We start from the raw sequence: 16266 nt of genomic DNA on the forward strand, positions 1-16266 counted from the left end.
GACCGACAGCGGCGCACGCGCGCGCCACACCGGCAGGCGTGTCACGCGCGTGTGATATGAAGGCAGGAAGCCGCTAATTCGAGCCACTGTTTGAAGCCGCTATTTGAAGCCGCCATGTAAAGCGGCTATCCGATTCGGCTAGGCGAATCGCCGCGCAAAGGTGCGCAGCAGTTGGCGCGCATCGTGCGTGAGTCCCAGCCCGGCGACCATCGCCGCCACATCGTAGCCCTCTGCCTCGAAGACCGGCGCCCGGCGCGCCAGGCAGGCCGACATCAATGTGGGCGAGAACTCGGGGTGGAACTGGACGGACCATGCGTTCGGTCCATAGCGCAGGACCTGGTGCGGATCGTGCCGCGACCGCGCCAGCACCTCGGCGCCCGGCGGCGGCGTCAGCACGCTCTGCTCATGCGTGAGATTGGCAAGAAAGCGCGGCGGCAGCGCGCCAAACAACGCATCGCCGGCGACGTCCGCGCAAAAGTCGATGGCATGTTGGCCGATCTCGCGGCCTTTGGGATGGAAATCGACCACGCCGCCCAGCGCGTGCGCCATCAACTGATGGCCGTAGCAGATGCCCAGCAGCGGCAGCTGCGCGCGATGCGCGCCGCGCAACCATTCGGCAGTGCGTTCGCTCCAGGGTTCGCGATCCGTCACCATGGACCAGGATCCGGTCAGCACGGCCCCGGCCAGCTCGTCCCACGCGGGCAGCGCCTCATCATCGTGGGGTTTGCAAACGCGCACCGGCAGGTCGGGGTCGGCCAGCGCGGCCAGCATCCAGTCGGACTGTTCGCCTTGCGCCTGCCGCAGGTCTTCGGGCGGGCGGCCCATCTGGATGATGGCGAGCGGTTTTCGGGTCATCGACGACGGTTCTACGGCGTTGGGCAAGACATTAACGGTGGACTATTTATCGAACAGGCGGCGCAGGCGCTGGGACTCGGCCAGGTTCAGGCGCTTGGCCTCGTCTTCCGCGTATGCCCGCTCGCCGACATCGTAAGAGCCTTCGTGCAGGCACTGCTTGCGATTGGACTTGCACTCGTTGCTGGCCCGAGCGGGCGTGGTAGTGGTCGCGCTGGCCTTTTCCTCTGCCGTCGGCTTGGTGGACGAGCAACCGGCCACCAGCGCGACGAAGAACAAGGCCGCGCCGCAGCGGCTGATCGTACGAATCGACATTTTCCCGGCCCTACAGAAATGCTGTAGGCGCTTTTATAGCAAAGCCTGGCCGGAAAAGACGTGTTAAGTCGTAGCAAAAGCGGGTAAGGCGGCCGCCCTCCCCGCTTTGCCACGCGATGCCTACTCGATTTCGATGCCGGCTTCGTCAATCAGCGCCGTCCACTGCGCGGTGTCGCGCCGCACCGTGTCGGCAAGCTGCTGCGGCGTGCTGGAGACGAACTCCACGCCCTGCGACTCGAACTTCTGATTCAGCTCGGGATTCTTCAGTGTGTCGACCACCGCCGCGTTCAGCTTGGCCAGCACCTCGGGCGGCGTGCCCGCCTTGGCAAAGAGCGCGTACCAGGTGGTGTACGACACGCCCGGCAAGGTCTGGGAAATCAGGGGCAGCTTCGCGGTATCCGCGCCCTTGCTCGGCGCGCTCATCGCCAGCGCCTTCACGGCCCCCTTGTCGATCATGGGCTTGAGCGACGGCATGCTGCTGAACAGCGCCTGAACCTGACCCGACGCCAGGTCGGTCAGCACCTGCGAGGTACCCCGGTAAGGCACGTGCACCACGTCCACCTTGGCCTTGCTCTTGAAAAGCTCCATGCCCAGATGCGCCACGCCCCCCACGCCTGCCGACCCGAAATTGACCTTGCCGGGATGGGCGCGCGCGTAATCGACGAGTTCCGGCACCGAATTCACCGGCAACTGCGCGTTCACCACCAGGACGTGCGGGCTTTCGGTCAAGAGACTGATGGGCGCCAGCACTTCCAGCACCTTCTTGCCCTGCATGGCCTTGGACGGCACCGTCATGTTGCCCGAGGCAGGCATGAGCATCGTGTAGCCGTCCGCTTCGGCCCCCAGCACCTGGTTCAACGCCGGCACGCCGTGACCGCCGCCCGCATTCACAACCACCACGGGCTGCCCCAGCTTTTCGCCAAACAGCTTGGCGAATTCGCGTCCGACCATGTCCGCGGGGCCGCCTGCCGCAAACGGCACGATCATGCGTATCGGCCTTTCGGGATAGTCGGCGTGGGCTGCGGCAAAGGGCGCAAGGCCCGCCATCAGGGCGATCGCGCCCAGCGTGTGCTTGAAGTTCATTGTCTTCCTCCTGTTGTATTGAATAGCTGTTATTCGGACGCAGGCAGCGACGGCCCAATGTCCAGCGTGGCCTTGGCCAGCGCGTCGTCAAGCCACACGGGCCGCAGTTCGCCGCGCGCGATGGCGGCCATGCGGCGGGCTTCGGCGCCGGCCTTGGTCAAGGCTGCCGCAACCATCGCGTCCATTTCCGCCGGGGCGACCACGACCAACCCGTCGTCATCGCCCAGGATCCAGTCGCCCGGATCGACGCGCACACCGCCGCACTGGATCTGGCGGTTCACAGTGCCGCCGCCGGCCTTGGCGGGCCCCGCTGGCGATATCGCAGCGGCGAACACGGGCAGCTGGCCCTGGCGCAGCTCTGCCGCGTCGCGCACCGCACCGTCGATCACCACGCCGGCGATGCCGCTTCCTGCGGCCTGCGCGCACATGATTCCGCCCATCACCGCGCGTTCGGTGTAGCCCTGCGCATCCACCACCAGCACATCGCCAGGTTGCGCAAGCGCGAGCGCTGCATGGATCGCCAGGTTGTCGCCCGCCGGGACCGACACCGTCACCGCGCGGCCGCGCACGGTCCATCCCGCACGCAGGGGTTTGATCGCCGCGCGCAGATAGCGAGCGCCGACGTCCGCCAGCAATGTGCTGGTCAAGCCGGATTCGTGGATGTCGCGCATGGGGTCACTCCATCAAGGCCGTAACCACGGCCGGGAAAATGCTCTGATAGGCCTCGCCATAGCGCGTGCCCGCCGTCTTGCCCCGGCGCCCGGCCTGCGCGCCGCGTTGCAGCGCGACACGCTCGTAGTACGCCCACAGGTTGCTTTGCGTCGGCATGGCCTGCATGGCCTGCCACTTGCGTTCCCACACCTCCGTGATGTCCAGCAGCACATTGGGCTTGAAGCCGCACAACTCGGTCTGATGCGGCTCAAAGCACAACACTTGCGGCGGCACCACGAAATCGGCCCCATGCCCTGGCGCCATCGCCTGCATGCGGGCGCGCAGCGTCATTTCGAACGTGCGGCAGTGATCGAGGTTGGAAGGATCGTGCTCGGGGTGGGTGAGCACCACCGACGGCTTCGTGCGGCGCAGCGTCTCGGAGATGCGGCGCACGGCGTCCGGCGAGTCGGGCAGCGGATAGTCGCCCAGGTCGTGAAAATCCACGCTGCTCACGCCCAGGATCTGCGCGGCGGCCTGCGCTTCGGCGTGGCGTTGCGCTTTAACCGCCTCGCGCTGCGTATCCCCTTTCCACGCCGCGTTGGACTCTCCGTTTTCGCCATAGCTCAGGCAGACCAGATGCACCTCTACGCCACGCTGCGCGTGCAGGGCCATCGCGCCGCCACAACGCCAGACGAAATCGCCCACATGGGCAGTTACCACCACCATCGAATTTGCCATCCCGGCCTCCCGAATCAACAGACTGAGTGCATTTTAAATTTACGAAATGACGTTGTATTACGTACAATCATCCAGCAAAAAAGCACATCTTGGAGAATTCATGAGCAATGATGGCGTCGTGGCCGTTGAACGCGCGCTCAGCGTGCTGGACTGCTTTCGTCCCGGCGCGGAGCACCTGTCGCTGGCCGATTTCGCGGCCCGTCTTCCCTTGCACAAGACGACGATCTTTCGCCTGCTCAATTCGCTGGCGCGCTGCGGCTATGTGGTGCGCGAGCCCGACGGCCGCTATGGGCTGGGCCCGCGCGTGCTGTTCCTGGCGCGGGTCTACGAGCGCGGCTTCGACCTGGAGGCCGTCGTCATGCCGGTGCTGGAGCGGCTGTCGGCAGACACCGGTGAAAGCGCGGCGTATTACGTCGAAGGCGGAGAACCGGGCCAGCGCCTGTGCCTTTTCCGGCATCAGCCGCACGAAGGCCTGCACAGCCAGGTCATTGCCGGCAGCGTGATGCCGCCCGACAAATCCTCCACGGGCCAGGTCTTTGCGATCTGGGCGCAAGGCGAACGGCGCGATCAGGTCCGCCTGCCGATCTTCTCGTGCGGCGCGCGCGATCCGTATACGTCGTCCTGGTCTGTTCCGGTCATCGGCCAGGAAGACCGCTTCGTCGGCGCGCTGACCATTGCCGGCCCCTCGGCACGTCTCAAGACCGTCGATGCCAAGGCATTCGAGGCCATGATCCTGGAACGCGCCGACGACCTGTCGCGCCGGTTGGGCGCTTCATCCGACATGCGCGCCGTGCTTTACCGGCCGGACGCGTCATAGCCCAATCAGGGGCTGGTTTCCGCGCAGGCATAACCGGTCCTTAACAGGCCTATTAGTAGGGCTAATGAATAAAACCGGGATTTTTTCGGCAAAATTCCGGACTCAAGAAGTTATCCCCCCACCCGAGGCAAGGCGACTGTGCCGTGCTTCTCAGGAATTGCCCCCATGACGCAACTGCAAATCAACGGCCAGGCTCAGGACGTCAACGTCCCGGACGACATGCCGATCCTATGGGTTCTGCGCGACGAACTGGGCATGACCGGCACCAAGTTCGGCTGCGGCATGGCGCTGTGCGGCGCCTGTACGGTGCATATCGACGGCACGCCCGTGCGCGCCTGTCTTACCCCCGTCTCGGTGGCTTCCGGCCGCCAGCTGTCGACCATTGAAGGCATGGATGCCGATCCGGTCGGCCGGGCGGTTCAGACGGCCTGGGTCGACAACAACGTCGCGCAGTGCGGCTACTGCCAGGCGGGCCAGATCATGACGGCGGTGAGCCTGCTGAAGGCCAACCCCACTCCCACCGAACAGGAGATCGCAGACGCCATGAGCGGCAACATCTGCCGCTGCGGCACTTACCCGCGCATCCTGGCCGCCATTCAACAGGCAGCCAGCCGCCTCGCCCAAGGAGGCAAGCAATGACCGCCGCCGCTCAACTTTCGCGCCGCGCTTTCCTGCAGGGCAGCCTGGGCGTCTTGACGCTTGCCGTCACGGTCAGGGGGTGGGTCACGACCGCGGTGGCCGCCGAGCCGGCCGCCAAGGCGTATGGCGCCGACAGCATGCCTGGCGGCACCGTGGACGATCCGCTGGTTTTTGTCAGCATCGCCGCCGACGGCGCGGTCACCATCGTGGCGCACCGCGCGGAAATGGGCACGGGCGTGCGCACCAGCCTGCCGATGGTGGTGGCCGACGAGATGGAAGCCCGCTGGGAACGCGTGAAGGTCGTGCAGGCGCCCGGCGACGAAGCGCGCTACGGCAATCAGAACGTGGACGGCTCGCGCAGCATGCGGCACTTCCTGATGCCGATGCGGCGCGTGGGCGCCGCGGCCCGGCAGATGCTGGAAGCCGCCGCCGCCGCACGTTGGGCCGTGCCCGTTGCCGAGGTCAAGGCCGAACAGCATGAAGTGCTGCATGCGTCCACCGGCCGGCGTCTGTCATATGGCGACCTGGCGGCGGACGCGGCCAAGCAGCCCGTGCCTGCAGGCGACACGCTCAAGCTCAAGGACCGGTCAGAATTCCGGTACATCGGCAAGGACCAGGTTCGCCTCGTGGACGTCGAAGCCATCGGCAAAGGGCAAGCCACCTACGGCATGGACATGCGCCTGCCCGGCATGGTCTATGCCGTCGTGGCGCGTCCTCCCGTCGTGGGCGGCCGGCTGCGGCGTTTCGACAGCGCCAAGGCGCTGGCCGTGCCCGGCGTGCTGAAGGTCGTCGAGATTCCCCCCATGCAGGGCGCCCCCGCGTTCCAGCCGCTGGGCGGCGTGGCCGTCGTGGCGCGCAACACCTGGGCCGCTCGCCAGGGACGCGACGCGTTGGAGATCGAATGGGACGATGGCCCGAACGGCAGCTATGACTCGGCCGCCTACCGGCAAACCCTGCAGGCGGCGGCGCGCGCACCCGGCAAGACGATGCGCAACCAGGGCGACGCCGCCAATGCCTGGGCCAAGGCGCCCGAAGCCGAGCGCGTGGCCGCGGAATACTACGTGCCGCATCTGGCGCACGCATCGATGGAACCGCCAGTCGCCACCGTGCAGATCAAGGGCAACAGCGCCGAGGTCTGGACGTCCGTGCAGAATCCGGCCGCCGCTAAAAACGCAGTCGCCACGCGACTGAAGCTGGAACCGGCCAACGTCAAGGTCAACGTGCTGCTGCTGGGCGGCGGCTTCGGGCGCAAGTCCAAGCCCGACTTCGTGGACGAAGCCGCCATCGTGGCCCGCGCCATGCCCGACGGCACGCCGGTCAAGCTGGTCTGGACGCGCGAGGACGATATTCATCACGATTATCTGCATACCGTGTCGGTCGAGCGCCTGGAAGCCGTCATGGACGCGCAGGGGCAAGTCCAGTCCTGGCTGCACCGCAGCGCCGCCCCCACCATCGCCTCGCTGTTCGCGCAAGGCGCCAAGGGACAGCAGATGTTCGAATCGGCCATGTCGGCGATCAACATGCCGTACCGCATTCCGAACGTGCGCGTGGAGACCGCCGAAGTCGACGCCCACGCCCGCATCGGCTGGTTCCGGTCCGTCGCCAACATTCCCCATGCCTTCGCGGCCCAGTGCTTCATCGACGAACTGGCCCACCGCGCGGGCAAGGATCCGAAAGCCTTCGCGCTGGACCTCATCGGCCCGGCCCGCCAGATCGACCCCGGCACGATGGCCGACACGTGGAACTACACCGAGTCGCCCGAACGCTACCCCTACGACACCGGCCGCCTGCGCGGCGTGATCGAGGCCGCCTGCAAGGGCGCGGGCTGGGGCCGCACCTTGCCCAAGGGCCATGGCCTGGGTTTGGCCTTTTGCTACAGCTTCATGAGCTACACGGCCACGGTCGTCGAGGTGGCCGTGGACGACAAGGGCGAGGTCCGCATCGTCGCCGTGGACATGGCGATGGACTGCGGCCCCCAGATCAACCCCGAACGCATCCGCGCGCAAATGGAAGGCGGCGCCATCATGGGCCTTGGCCTGGCGCTGACCAGCGAAATCACGTTCGAAAAAGGCCGCGTGAAGCAAAGCAACTTCCATGACTACGAAGTCCTGCGCCATAACGCCTCGCCGCGCGTGATCCGCACGCACCTGGTCAATGACGATCACGCGTTGCCGCCGGGCGGCGTAGGCGAGCCCCCGGTGCCGCCCGTAGCCCCCGCCCTGTGCAACGCCATCTTCGCCGCGACCGGCAAGCGGATCCGCAGCCTGCCGGTGCGCAAGGTGGCATGATGGAAAGTGTTGATGTGCGCGTGCTGCGCGCGGCGCGCGATTGGCAGGTGGCCGGTCATCGCCTGATGCTGGCCACCGTCGTCAAGACGTGGGGGTCGTCGCCGCGGCCCGTCGGCGCGATGATGGTGCTGCGCGAGGACGGCCGCTGCATCGGATCGGTCTCGGGCGGCTGCATCGAGGACGACCTGATCCACCGCTACACGCGGGCCTACGGCGACGGGGTCATTCCGCAGTCGGCGCCCGAACTCGTGCGCTATGGCGTCACGGCCGACGAGGCGCACCGCTTCGGGCTGCCTTGCGGCGGCACGCTTGAGCTGCTGCTTGAATTCGAACCCGACGGCGCGGCGCTTGACGCATTGGTCCGCCGGCTTGAGGCGGGCCACCTCGTGCAGCGGACCGTGGATTGCGCGTCCGGGGCCGTGACGCTTGGCGACGCATCGGCGCCCGAGGCCCTGCATTTCGATGGCGTCACGCTGTCCAGCACGCTTGGACCCCAATACCGGCTGCTGCTCATCGGCGCCGGATCGCTGGCCGAATACGTCGCCACCATGGCGCTGTTCAATGACTTCGCGGTGACCGTATGCGACCCGCGCATCGAGCACCTGGGCACATGGTCCGTGGACGGCGTGGCCTTCACCACCGAAATGCCCGACGACGCCGTGCGCGCGCTCGCCCCCGATTCCCGAACCTGCATCGTGGCGCTCAGCCATGACCCCAAGCTGGACGACATGGCCTTGCTGGAAGCGCTGCACAGCCCCGCCTTCTACGTGGGCGCCATCGGCTCACGCCGCAACGCCGCCAGCCGCCGCGAGCGGTTCATGGAACACTTCGATGAAACGGAAGCGTCGCTGCAACGGCTGCACTCGCCGGTCGGACTGCACATCGGCAGCAAGACGCCCGCCGAGATCGCGGTGAGCGTCATGGCGCACATCCTGGCGGTCAAGAATGGGGTCACGGCCCGGTAAGACCCGGCGCCGCTCGCAGGCGCCGCCCGCCGTCCGGCTGCTCAGGCGCACCACGCGCAGTGTTTCACCCACCGCGGCGGGCGAGCGGCTGCTCAACGCCATCGGCAACCGCTTCGACGAGATCGAGGCAGAGCTGGACGAGCTGACCGAACTGCGCGACAAGCCGGCGGGAACCGTGCGCATCACCTGTGGCGACTACGTGCTGCACAGTATCCTGCTGCCCAAGCTGACGCCGTTGATGCGCGAGTATCCGGACATCAAGCTAGAGTTCGACGTGAACTACGGATTCCGCGACATCGTGGCGGACCGGTTCGACGCCGGTGTGCGCATGGGCAAGACCATCGACAAGGACATGATCGCCGTACCCATTGGTCCGCCAATGCGCCTGGCCGTGGTGGGGTCGCCCGGCTACTTCGAATCGCGGCCCGTCCCGAAGGTGCCCCAGGATCTGATGCAGCATGCCTGCATCAATCAGCGCATGCAAAGTTCAGGCGGCCTGTATGTGTGGGACTTCGAGCGCCGCGGCCGCCAGGTCAACGTCCGCGTGGACGGCCCGTTGATCTTCAATACCACCCAGCCCCAGATCGACGCGGCGCTGGCGGGACTTGGCCTGTCGCTGTTGCCGGAGGACGAACTGATGCCCTATCTGGAATCCGGCCAACTGGTCCGGGTGCTGGAGGACTGGTGCCCCAGCTTCGAGGGATACCATCTTTACTACCCCAGCCGGCGGCAACCGTCGCCGGCGTTTTCGCTGGTGGTCGCCGCGCTTCGGGTCAGCAGGCCGGCGCGCAGCTAAGGCAGGGCGCCCGCTGGCGAGGTGTACCTGTCTATACTAGAGCCCGCATTTTCACCGCTCACACGTTGCATACCCAGGATCCCTCGTGGCTGCCTCCCCTCCCCGATTGCCTGTCCCAGCCAATGCCCCGCCCGCGCCGCTGTACGCGCAGGTCAAGCAGATGATTGCGCAGCAGATCCGCAGCGGCGCCTGGCCCGCGCATTACCGCGTGCCGTCGGAAGCCGAACTGGTCGAGGAACTGGGGTTCAGCCGCATGACGATCAACCGCGCGCTGCGCGAATTGACGTCGGAAGGCCTGCTTGTGCGGATGCAAGGCGTCGGCACCTTCGTTGCCCAGCCCAAGGCGCGTTCGGCCTTGTTTGCCGTGAACAACATCGCCGACGAGATCGCGGCGCGCAACCACCGCCACCACAGCCGCGTGGTGCGGCTGGCTGAAGAGCCGGCTGGCGCCGAACAAGCCCAGGCGCTGGAAATCCGCGCCGGGCAGCCGGTCTTTCATTCGCTTATCGTCCACTACGAGGACGACGTGCCGATTCAGTTGGAAGACCGCTACGTCAACGTTCGCCTTGCGCCCGACTACCTGAAGCAGGACTTCACCCAAAGCACGCCCTATGAATACCTGACCCGCGTGGCGCCGCTGAGCGCGGGCGAGCACGTGGTCGAGGCGATCCTGGCCAAGCCGCGCGAGTGCCAATTGCTGCAGATCGAACGCGATGAGCCATGCCTGCTCATCAGCCGGCGCACCTGGTCCGGCGACCGCGCGGTGACCCTGGCCCGCCTGATCCACCCCGGCTCGCGCCACCGCCTGGAAGGCAAGTTCACGACGTGACATCCGCGCCATTGCGGCGCCCCCTGGTTCTTTCGCCAATGCCGAATCCCCACGGGTTTCGGCATTTTTCATTGGGGTAATCCCTGATTCGAAAACAAGTCATCTACTCTTGTCTATACAACCATAGGCATCATAAGATTCGATGACCTTGGCGCTGGATCACCGCGCGCCTCGACCCGATCCAGGAGACACACTTGAAGCCTTCGACACGATTCCGCGACGCCCTCATTCGCGCACCGCGCGGCAGCCAACTCACGGCCAAGAGCTGGCTGACCGAAGCGCCCTTGCGCATGCTCATGAACAACCTCGACCCCGACGTGGCCGAGAACCCGAACGAGCTCGTCGTCTACGGCGGCATCGGCCGCGCAGCCCGCGACTGGGATTGCTACGACAAGATCGTTGAATCCCTCACGACCCTGAACGACGACGAAACGCTGCTGGTGCAATCGGGCAAGCCGGTGGGCGTGTTCAAGACGCACGCCAACGCGCCCCGCGTGCTGATCGCCAACTCGAACCTCGTCCCGCATTGGGCCACGTGGGAACACTTCAACGAACTGGACGCCAAGGGTCTGGCCATGTACGGCCAGATGACCGCCGGCAGCTGGATCTACATCGGCAGCCAGGGCATCGTGCAGGGCACGTACGAAACCTTCGTCGAAGCGGGCCGCCAGCACTACGGCGGCAACCTGGCCGGTCGTTGGGTCCTGACCGCCGGCCTGGGCGGCATGGGCGGCGCGCAGCCCCTGGCGGCCACGCTGGCCGGCGCGTGCTCGCTCAACATCGAATGCCAGCAAAGCCGGATCGACTTCCGCCTGCGCACGCGGTATGTGGACGAACAGGCCGCCAACCTGGACGACGCGCTGGCCCGCATCGCCAAACACACGCAAGCAGGCCGCGCGGTGTCCGTCGCGCTCTGCGGCAACGCCGCCGAGATCCTGCCCGAGCTCGTGCGCCGGGGCGTCAGGCCCGACATGGTCACCGACCAGACCAGTGCGCACGACCCCTTGAACGGCTACCTGCCCGCCGGCTGGACCTGGCAGGAATACCGCGATCGCGCGCAGCGCGAACCGGCGGCGGTCATCAAGGCGGCCAAGCAGTCGATGGCCGTGCATGTGCAGGCCATGCTGGCATTCCAGCGGCAGGGCATCCCCACCTTCGACTACGGCAACAACATCCGGCAGATGGCCAAGGAGGAAGGCGTTGCCGACGCGTTCGACTTCCCCGGCTTTGTGCCGGCCTACATCCGGCCGCTGTTCTGCCGGGGCGTGGGGCCGTTCCGCTGGGCCGCGCTGTCCGGCGACCCCCAGGACATCTACAAGACCGACGCCAAGGTCAAGGAACTGATTCCCGACGACGCCCACCTGCACCGCTGGCTCAGCATGGCGCGCGAACGCATCAGCTTCCAGGGGCTGCCCGCCCGAATCTGCTGGGTGGGCCTGGGCGCGCGCGCCAAGCTGGGCCTGGCATTCAACGAGATGGTCCGGTCGGGCGAGCTGTCGGCGCCCATCGTCATTGGCCGGGACCACCTGGATTCCGGCTCCGTCGCCAGCCCCAACCGCGAAACCGAGTCCATGCGCGACGGCTCGGACGCCGTGTCCGACTGGCCGCTGCTCAACGCCCTGCTCAACACCGCCAGCGGCGCGACCTGGGTTTCGCTGCATCACGGCGGCGGCGTCGGCATGGGCTTCTCGCAGCATTCCGGCATGGTCATCGTGTGCGACGGCACCGACGCGGCCGCCGAGCGCATCGCCCGGGTGCTGACCAACGATCCGGCCACGGGCGTGATGCGGCACGCCGACGCCGGGTATCAGATCGCCATCGATTGCGCCCGCGAGCAGGGCTTGAACCTGCCCATGGTGACCGGCAAGCACGACTGACCGCACAACAATGATCGCAAGCAGCCGGGCAACCGGCGTGGGAGAAGTGGAAATGGAATTGCATGTGAAACCGGGCCACCTGACGCTGGCCGACCTGCGGCGCGCCTACCGGCAGCCCGTCAGCCTGACGCTGGATCCCGGCGCCGCGCAGGGCATCGACGCCAGCGTGGCCACGGTTGAACGCATCATCGCCGAAGGCCGCACGGTCTACGGCATCAATACCGGCTTTGGCCTGTTGGCCTCCACCAAGATTGCGCGCGAGGACCTGCAGGCCTTGCAGACTTCGCTGGTGCGTTCGCATGCCGCCGGCGTGGGCGAGGCGCTGGACGACGCGATGGTGCGCCTCATCATGGTGCTGAAGATCAACAGCCTGGCCCGCGGCTATTCCGGTGTGCGCCGCAAAGTCATCGACAGCCTGATTGCCCTGGTCAACGCGGGCGTCTATCCCCACATTCCTCTCAAGGGTTCGGTGGGCGCCTCGGGCGACCTCGCCCCGCTTGCCCACATGTCAATGGTGCTGCTGGGCGAAAGCCAGGCGCGCCATCAGGGCGAATGGCTGCCCGCGCGCGACGCCTTGGCGCGCGCCGGCCTGACGCCGTTGACGCTTGCCGCCAAGGAAGGCCTGGCGCTTCTGAACGGCACCCAGGTGTCCACTGCGTTTGCCCTGCGCGGTCTGTTCGAAGCCGAAGACATGATGGCGGCTGGCCTCGTTTGCGGCAGCCTCAGCGTCGAAGCCATGCTGGGCTCGCGCACGCCGTTCGATGCCCGCATTCACGCCGCGCGCGGCCAGACCGGCCAGATCGACGTGGCCGCCGTCTACCGCAGCCTGCTGGGCGAGGACAGCGAAGTCGGCCATTCCCACGCCGACTGCGGCAAGGTGCAAGACCCGTACTCCCTGCGTTGCCAGCCCCAGGTCATGGGCGCCTGCCTCACGCAGATCCGCCAAGCGGCGCAGGTGCTCCAGATCGAAGCCAACGCCGTGTCCGACAACCCCCTCGTGTTCGTCGAACAAGGCGACGTCATCTCGGGCGGCAACTTCCATGCGGAGCCCGTCGCCCTGGTCGCCGACAACCTGGCGCTGGCGCTGGCCGAGATCGGCGCCCTGTCGGAACGGCGCATCGCGCTGATGATGGACAAGCACATGTCGCAATTGCCGCCGTTCCTGGTCCGCAAGGGCGGCGTGAACTCCGGCTTCATGATCGCCCAGGTGACGGCCGCGGCACTGGCCAGCGACAACAAGGCCTTGGCGCATCCGGCCAGCGTGGACAGCATGCCCACGTCAGCCAACCAGGAAGACCACGTCTCGATGGCGCCCAACGCGGGCAAGCGTCTGTGGGCCATGGCCGACAACGTGCGCGACATCCTGGCCATCGAATGGCTGGGCGCGTGCCAGGGGCTGGATTTCCGCGAGGGGCTCAAGACCTCTCCGCAACTGGAACAGGCGCGCCGCGCCCTGCGCGACAAAGTGCCCCACTACGAAGAAGACCGCTTCTTCGCGCCCGACATCGCTGCGGCCAGCGGCCTGCTCGCCGCGCAGGTCATGAACGGCCTGATGCCCCCGGGCCTTTTGCCCAGCCTGTGATGCCGTCCGTGGCGGCCGGATGACGCCGGCCGCCATTGCCACGCCGCGTGCACGCGCCCACCAGAAGGCGCCCCTCGCGGCGGCTGATGCCGAACGTCCAAGGGAACACGAGAGAGACACAATGCAAGCAACCAAGCAGTCCGACGCACCGCCCCCCGCGCAGGCGCTCACACGGGGCCTGAATGCCCGGCACATCCGCTTCATGGCATTGGGATCGGCCATCGGCACGGGGCTCTTCTACGGATCGGCCAAGGCGATCCAGGCAGCCGGACCGTCAGTGCTGCTGGCGTACCTGATCGCCGGCGCCGCCGTGTACATGGTGATGCGCGCCCTCGGCGAAATGGCGGTCCGCAATCCGGTATCCGGCTCGTTCGGCCACTACGCCACGCAATACCTGGGCCCGCTCGCGGGCTTTCTTACCGGTTGGACCTATGCGTTCGAGATGATCATCGTCTGTCTGGCCGACATCACCGCGTTCGGGCTGTACATGGGCTTCTGGTATCCCGACGTGCCGCGCTGGATCTGGGTGCTTTCCATCGTCTGCTTCATCGGCGCCATCAACCTGCTGTCCGTCAAGGTGTTCGGCGAACTGGAGTTCTGGCTGTCGCTGCTGAAAGTCAGCGCCATCGTCGCGATGATTGCGGGCGGCCTGGGCATCATGCTGTTTGGCCTGGGACTGGGCGCGGACAGCGCTGCGACCGGCGTGCACAACCTCTGGGCGCACGGCGGCTTCATGCCCAATGGCGTGGGCGGGCTGATTGCGTCGCTGGCCGTGGTGGTGTTCGCGTTTGGCGGCATCGAGATCATCGGCATCACCGCCGGCGAAGCCAAGGACCCGGGCCGCACCATTCCCCGCGCCATCAACGCCGTCCCCATGCGCATCCTGCTCTTCTACGTGCTGACGCTATTCGTGCTGATGTCCATCTTCCCGTGGACGCAGATCGGCAGCAAAGGCAGTCCGTTCGTGCAGATCTTCGACAGCCTGGGCATCGGCTCGGCGGCCACCATCCTGAATGTCGTCGTCATCTCCGCAGCAGTGTCGGCCATCAACAGCGACATCTTCGGCGCGGGCCGCATGCTGTACGGCATGGCGCAGCAAGGTCAGGCGCCGCGCGGCTTTGCCTCGGTCTCGGGCAACGGCGTGCCGTGGATGACGGTGGTGGTCATGTCCGTGGCGTTGCTGGTCGGCGTGTTGCTGAACTATCTGATCCCGGAGAATGTGTTCCTGCTCATCGCTTCCATCGCCACCTTCGCCACCGTATGGGTGTGGCTGATGATTCTGCTCTCGCAGGTGGCGATGCGCCGCAAGATGCACGCCGAAGACGTCGCCGCATTGAAGTTCCCGGTTCCGTTCTGGCCGCTGGGTCCCTTGCTGGCCATTGCCTTCATGGTTTTCGTGATCGCCGTGCTGGGCTATTTCCCCGGCACGCAGACGGCGCTGGGCGTGGGCGCGGTGTGGATCGCGCTGCTTTGCGTGGCGTATCGTTTCTGGGTGCATCCCAAACGCCCCGGCGGCGGCGCCCCGGTGCTGGCCACGCAGGGCTCGGATTGATCGACGCGGCGCCTGCCAGGGCAATCCCCTGGCAGGCAGCTGCCTGAAGGAGAAGTGCATGAGACAAGTCTGGCGACATTGCCACGCGGCCACGATGGCGGGTGGCGCGTATTCCCTCATCGAACACGCAGCCATCGTGACCCGTGCCGAGCACATCGAGTGGATCGGTCCCGAGGCCGAATTGCCCAACGTCGACGCCGCGCACGTGCATGACCTGGGCGGCGCGTGGGTCACGCCAGGCCTCATCGACTGCCACACTCATCTGGTGTTCGGCGGCGACCGCAGCCGGGAGTTCGAGCAACGCCTGCAAGGCGTCGACTACGCCACCATCGCCGCCCAGGGCGGCGGCATCGCCAGCACCGTCCGCGCCACGCGCGCGGCCACCGAAGACGAGCTCTACGCCAGCGCCCGCCGCCGCGCCGTGCAACTGCTGCGCGATGGCGTCACCACGCTGGAGATCAAATCCGGCTACGGGCTCGATCTGGAAAACGAACGCAAGATGCTGCGCGTGGCCCGTCACCTGGGCCAGACGCTGCCCCTGACCGTGCAGGCAACCTGCCTGGCCGCGCACGCGCTGCCGCCCGAGTTCCAAGGCCGCCCCGACGACTACATTGATGAAGTCACTCAGCGCATGCTGCCCGCCCTGGCGGCCGAGGGCCTGGTCGATGCCGTCGACGCCTTCTGCGAACATCTGGCGTTCACGCCCGCTCAGGTGGAGCGCGTGTTTCAGGCCGCGGCACGGCTGAACCTGCCCGTGAAGCTGCATGCCGAGCAACTGTCTTCGCTGCACGGCGCAAGCCTGGCGGCGCGCCATGGGGCGCTGTCAGCGGATCATCTCGAATACCTGACCGAATCGGATGTGCGGGCGATGGCCAAAGCGGGGACGGTGGCGGTGCTGTTGCCTGGAGCCTTCTACGCGCTGCGCGAGACACAACTGCCGCCGCTGGATCTGCTGCGCCAACACGGTGTACCCATCGCCATTTCGACGGATCTGAATCCCGGAACGTCGCCCGTGCTGTCGCTGCGCTTGATGCTGAGCATGGCGTGCACGTTGTTCCGGATGACGCCGGAGGAAGCGCTGGCGGGCGTGACGGCGAATGGGGCCCGGGCGTTGGGCTTGTCAGCGACGCGCGGGACGCTGGAGGCGGGCAAGGTGGCGGATTTTGTCGTTTGGGATATTGCGCATCCGGCAGAGCTGGCTTACTGGGTGGGCGGGGATTTGGCCAAGCGCGTGGTACGGCATGGGGCGACGGTGAATTTGACGGGCTGACGTTGCGATTTA

15 protein-coding genes are annotated in these 16266 nt (G+C 66.7%); 10 read left to right on the forward strand and 5 right to left on the reverse strand.

The window, feature by feature from the left end:
* Positions 1-138: 138 nt before the first annotated feature.
* The 5 genes from QEP15_RS17745 to QEP15_RS17765 all read right to left on the reverse strand — a co-directional run bounded on the left by QEP15_RS17745 (position 139) and on the right by QEP15_RS17765 (position 3639).
* Entirely contained in the window at positions 139-855 is a 717-nt protein-coding gene (locus tag QEP15_RS17745) for a glutamine amidotransferase (RefSeq protein WP_280147797.1), read from the reverse strand.
* A 42-nt stretch (positions 856-897) separates the two neighbouring features.
* Complete coding sequence (locus tag QEP15_RS17750) at positions 898-1167, reverse strand: hypothetical protein (RefSeq protein ID WP_280147798.1); 270 nt, start codon at positions 1165-1167, stop codon at positions 898-900.
* Positions 1168-1287: 120 nt separating this feature from the next.
* The gene (locus QEP15_RS17755; protein ID WP_280147799.1) at positions 1288-2250 is read right to left on the reverse strand and encodes a Bug family tripartite tricarboxylate transporter substrate binding protein; all 963 of its coding nucleotides are present in this window, start codon (positions 2248-2250) and stop codon (positions 1288-1290) included.
* Positions 2251-2279: 29 nt separating this feature from the next.
* Complete coding sequence (locus QEP15_RS17760; protein WP_280147800.1) at positions 2280-2921, reverse strand: RraA family protein; 642 nt, start codon at positions 2919-2921, stop codon at positions 2280-2282.
* Between the two features lie 4 nt (positions 2922-2925).
* Positions 2926-3639 (reverse strand): PIG-L deacetylase family protein, encoded by a 714-nt coding sequence (locus tag QEP15_RS17765; protein WP_280147801.1) that lies wholly within the window; start codon positions 3637-3639, stop codon positions 2926-2928.
* Between the two features lie 100 nt (positions 3640-3739).
* Here QEP15_RS17765 and QEP15_RS17770 point away from each other — a divergent pair, with 100 nt between their 5' ends.
* The 10 genes from QEP15_RS17770 to hutI all read left to right on the forward strand — a co-directional run bounded on the left by QEP15_RS17770 (position 3740) and on the right by hutI (position 16254).
* Positions 3740-4456: an IclR family transcriptional regulator gene (locus QEP15_RS17770; RefSeq protein WP_280147802.1), complete on the forward strand. Its 717-nt coding sequence runs from the start codon at positions 3740-3742 to the stop codon at positions 4454-4456.
* Positions 4457-4621: 165 nt separating this feature from the next.
* Positions 4622-5095, forward strand: a complete 474-nt coding sequence (locus QEP15_RS17775; RefSeq protein ID WP_062842180.1) for a (2Fe-2S)-binding protein — start codon at positions 4622-4624, stop codon at positions 5093-5095.
* On the forward strand, positions 5092-7383 hold the full coding sequence (locus QEP15_RS17780; protein ID WP_280147803.1) for a xanthine dehydrogenase family protein molybdopterin-binding subunit: 2292 nt from the start codon (positions 5092-5094) through the stop codon (positions 7381-7383). The genes QEP15_RS17775 and QEP15_RS17780 overlap by 4 nt, the downstream gene beginning before the upstream one ends.
* A complete protein-coding gene (locus QEP15_RS17785) occupies positions 7383-8348 on the forward strand; it encodes an XdhC family protein (RefSeq protein WP_280148925.1) in 966 nt (321 codons plus the stop codon). Before QEP15_RS17780 ends, QEP15_RS17785 begins: the two co-directional genes overlap by 1 nt.
* Positions 8329-9144 carry a LysR family transcriptional regulator gene (locus QEP15_RS17790; protein ID WP_280147804.1) on the forward strand — a complete coding sequence of 272 codons (816 nt, stop codon included), beginning with the start codon at positions 8329-8331 and terminating at the stop codon, positions 9142-9144. The genes QEP15_RS17785 and QEP15_RS17790 overlap by 20 nt, the downstream gene beginning before the upstream one ends.
* A gap of 85 nt (positions 9145-9229) precedes the next feature.
* On the forward strand, positions 9230-9973 hold the full coding sequence (gene hutC, locus QEP15_RS17795) for a histidine utilization transcriptional repressor HutC (protein WP_175157196.1): 744 nt from the start codon (positions 9230-9232) through the stop codon (positions 9971-9973).
* Between the two features lie 194 nt (positions 9974-10167).
* Positions 10168-11850, forward strand: coding sequence for a urocanate hydratase (hutU, locus tag QEP15_RS17800; RefSeq protein WP_280147805.1), 1683 nt, complete (start codon positions 10168-10170; stop codon positions 11848-11850).
* 52 nt (positions 11851-11902) lie between these two features.
* Entirely contained in the window at positions 11903-13432 is a 1530-nt protein-coding gene (gene hutH, locus QEP15_RS17805) for a histidine ammonia-lyase (RefSeq protein ID WP_280147806.1), read from the forward strand.
* 121 nt (positions 13433-13553) lie between these two features.
* Positions 13554-14984 carry an amino acid permease gene (locus QEP15_RS17810; protein ID WP_280147807.1) on the forward strand — a complete coding sequence of 477 codons (1431 nt, stop codon included), beginning with the start codon at positions 13554-13556 and terminating at the stop codon, positions 14982-14984.
* Between the two features lie 58 nt (positions 14985-15042).
* The gene (hutI, locus tag QEP15_RS17815; RefSeq protein ID WP_280147808.1) at positions 15043-16254 is read left to right on the forward strand and encodes an imidazolonepropionase; all 1212 of its coding nucleotides are present in this window, start codon (positions 15043-15045) and stop codon (positions 16252-16254) included.
* Positions 16255-16266: the final 12 nt, after the last annotated feature.

Source organism: Achromobacter mucicolens (assembly GCF_029866465.1).
Taxonomy (GTDB): Bacteria; Pseudomonadota; Gammaproteobacteria; order Burkholderiales; family Burkholderiaceae_B; genus Achromobacter; species Achromobacter mucicolens.

Excerpts from the sequence above, each read along its gene's own strand:
- QEP15_RS17780 (WP_280147803.1), top strand. The coding sequence starts at position 5,092 with ATGACCGCCGCCGCTCAACTTTCGCGCCGCGCTTTCCTGCAGGGCAGC.
- QEP15_RS17765 (WP_280147801.1), bottom strand. The coding sequence starts at position 3,639 with ATGGCAAATTCGATGGTGGTGGTAACTGCCCATGTGGGCGATTTCGTC.
- QEP15_RS17750 (WP_280147798.1), bottom strand. The coding sequence starts at position 1,167 with ATGTCGATTCGTACGATCAGCCGCTGCGGCGCGGCCTTGTTCTTCGTC.
- QEP15_RS17770 (WP_280147802.1), top strand. The coding sequence starts at position 3,740 with ATGAGCAATGATGGCGTCGTGGCCGTTGAACGCGCGCTCAGCGTGCTG.
- QEP15_RS17755 (WP_280147799.1), bottom strand. The coding sequence starts at position 2,250 with ATGAACTTCAAGCACACGCTGGGCGCGATCGCCCTGATGGCGGGCCTT.
- hutI (WP_280147808.1), top strand. The coding sequence starts at position 15,043 with ATGAGACAAGTCTGGCGACATTGCCACGCGGCCACGATGGCGGGTGGC.
- QEP15_RS17790 (WP_280147804.1), top strand. The coding sequence starts at position 8,329 with ATGGGGTCACGGCCCGGTAAGACCCGGCGCCGCTCGCAGGCGCCGCCC.
- QEP15_RS17760 (WP_280147800.1), bottom strand. The coding sequence starts at position 2,921 with ATGCGCGACATCCACGAATCCGGCTTGACCAGCACATTGCTGGCGGAC.
- QEP15_RS17745 (WP_280147797.1), bottom strand. The coding sequence starts at position 855 with ATGACCCGAAAACCGCTCGCCATCATCCAGATGGGCCGCCCGCCCGAA.
- hutH (WP_280147806.1), top strand. The coding sequence starts at position 11,903 with ATGGAATTGCATGTGAAACCGGGCCACCTGACGCTGGCCGACCTGCGG.
- QEP15_RS17785 (WP_280148925.1), top strand. The coding sequence starts at position 7,383 with ATGGAAAGTGTTGATGTGCGCGTGCTGCGCGCGGCGCGCGATTGGCAG.
- QEP15_RS17775 (WP_062842180.1), top strand. The coding sequence starts at position 4,622 with ATGACGCAACTGCAAATCAACGGCCAGGCTCAGGACGTCAACGTCCCG.
- QEP15_RS17810 (WP_280147807.1), top strand. The coding sequence starts at position 13,554 with ATGCAAGCAACCAAGCAGTCCGACGCACCGCCCCCCGCGCAGGCGCTC.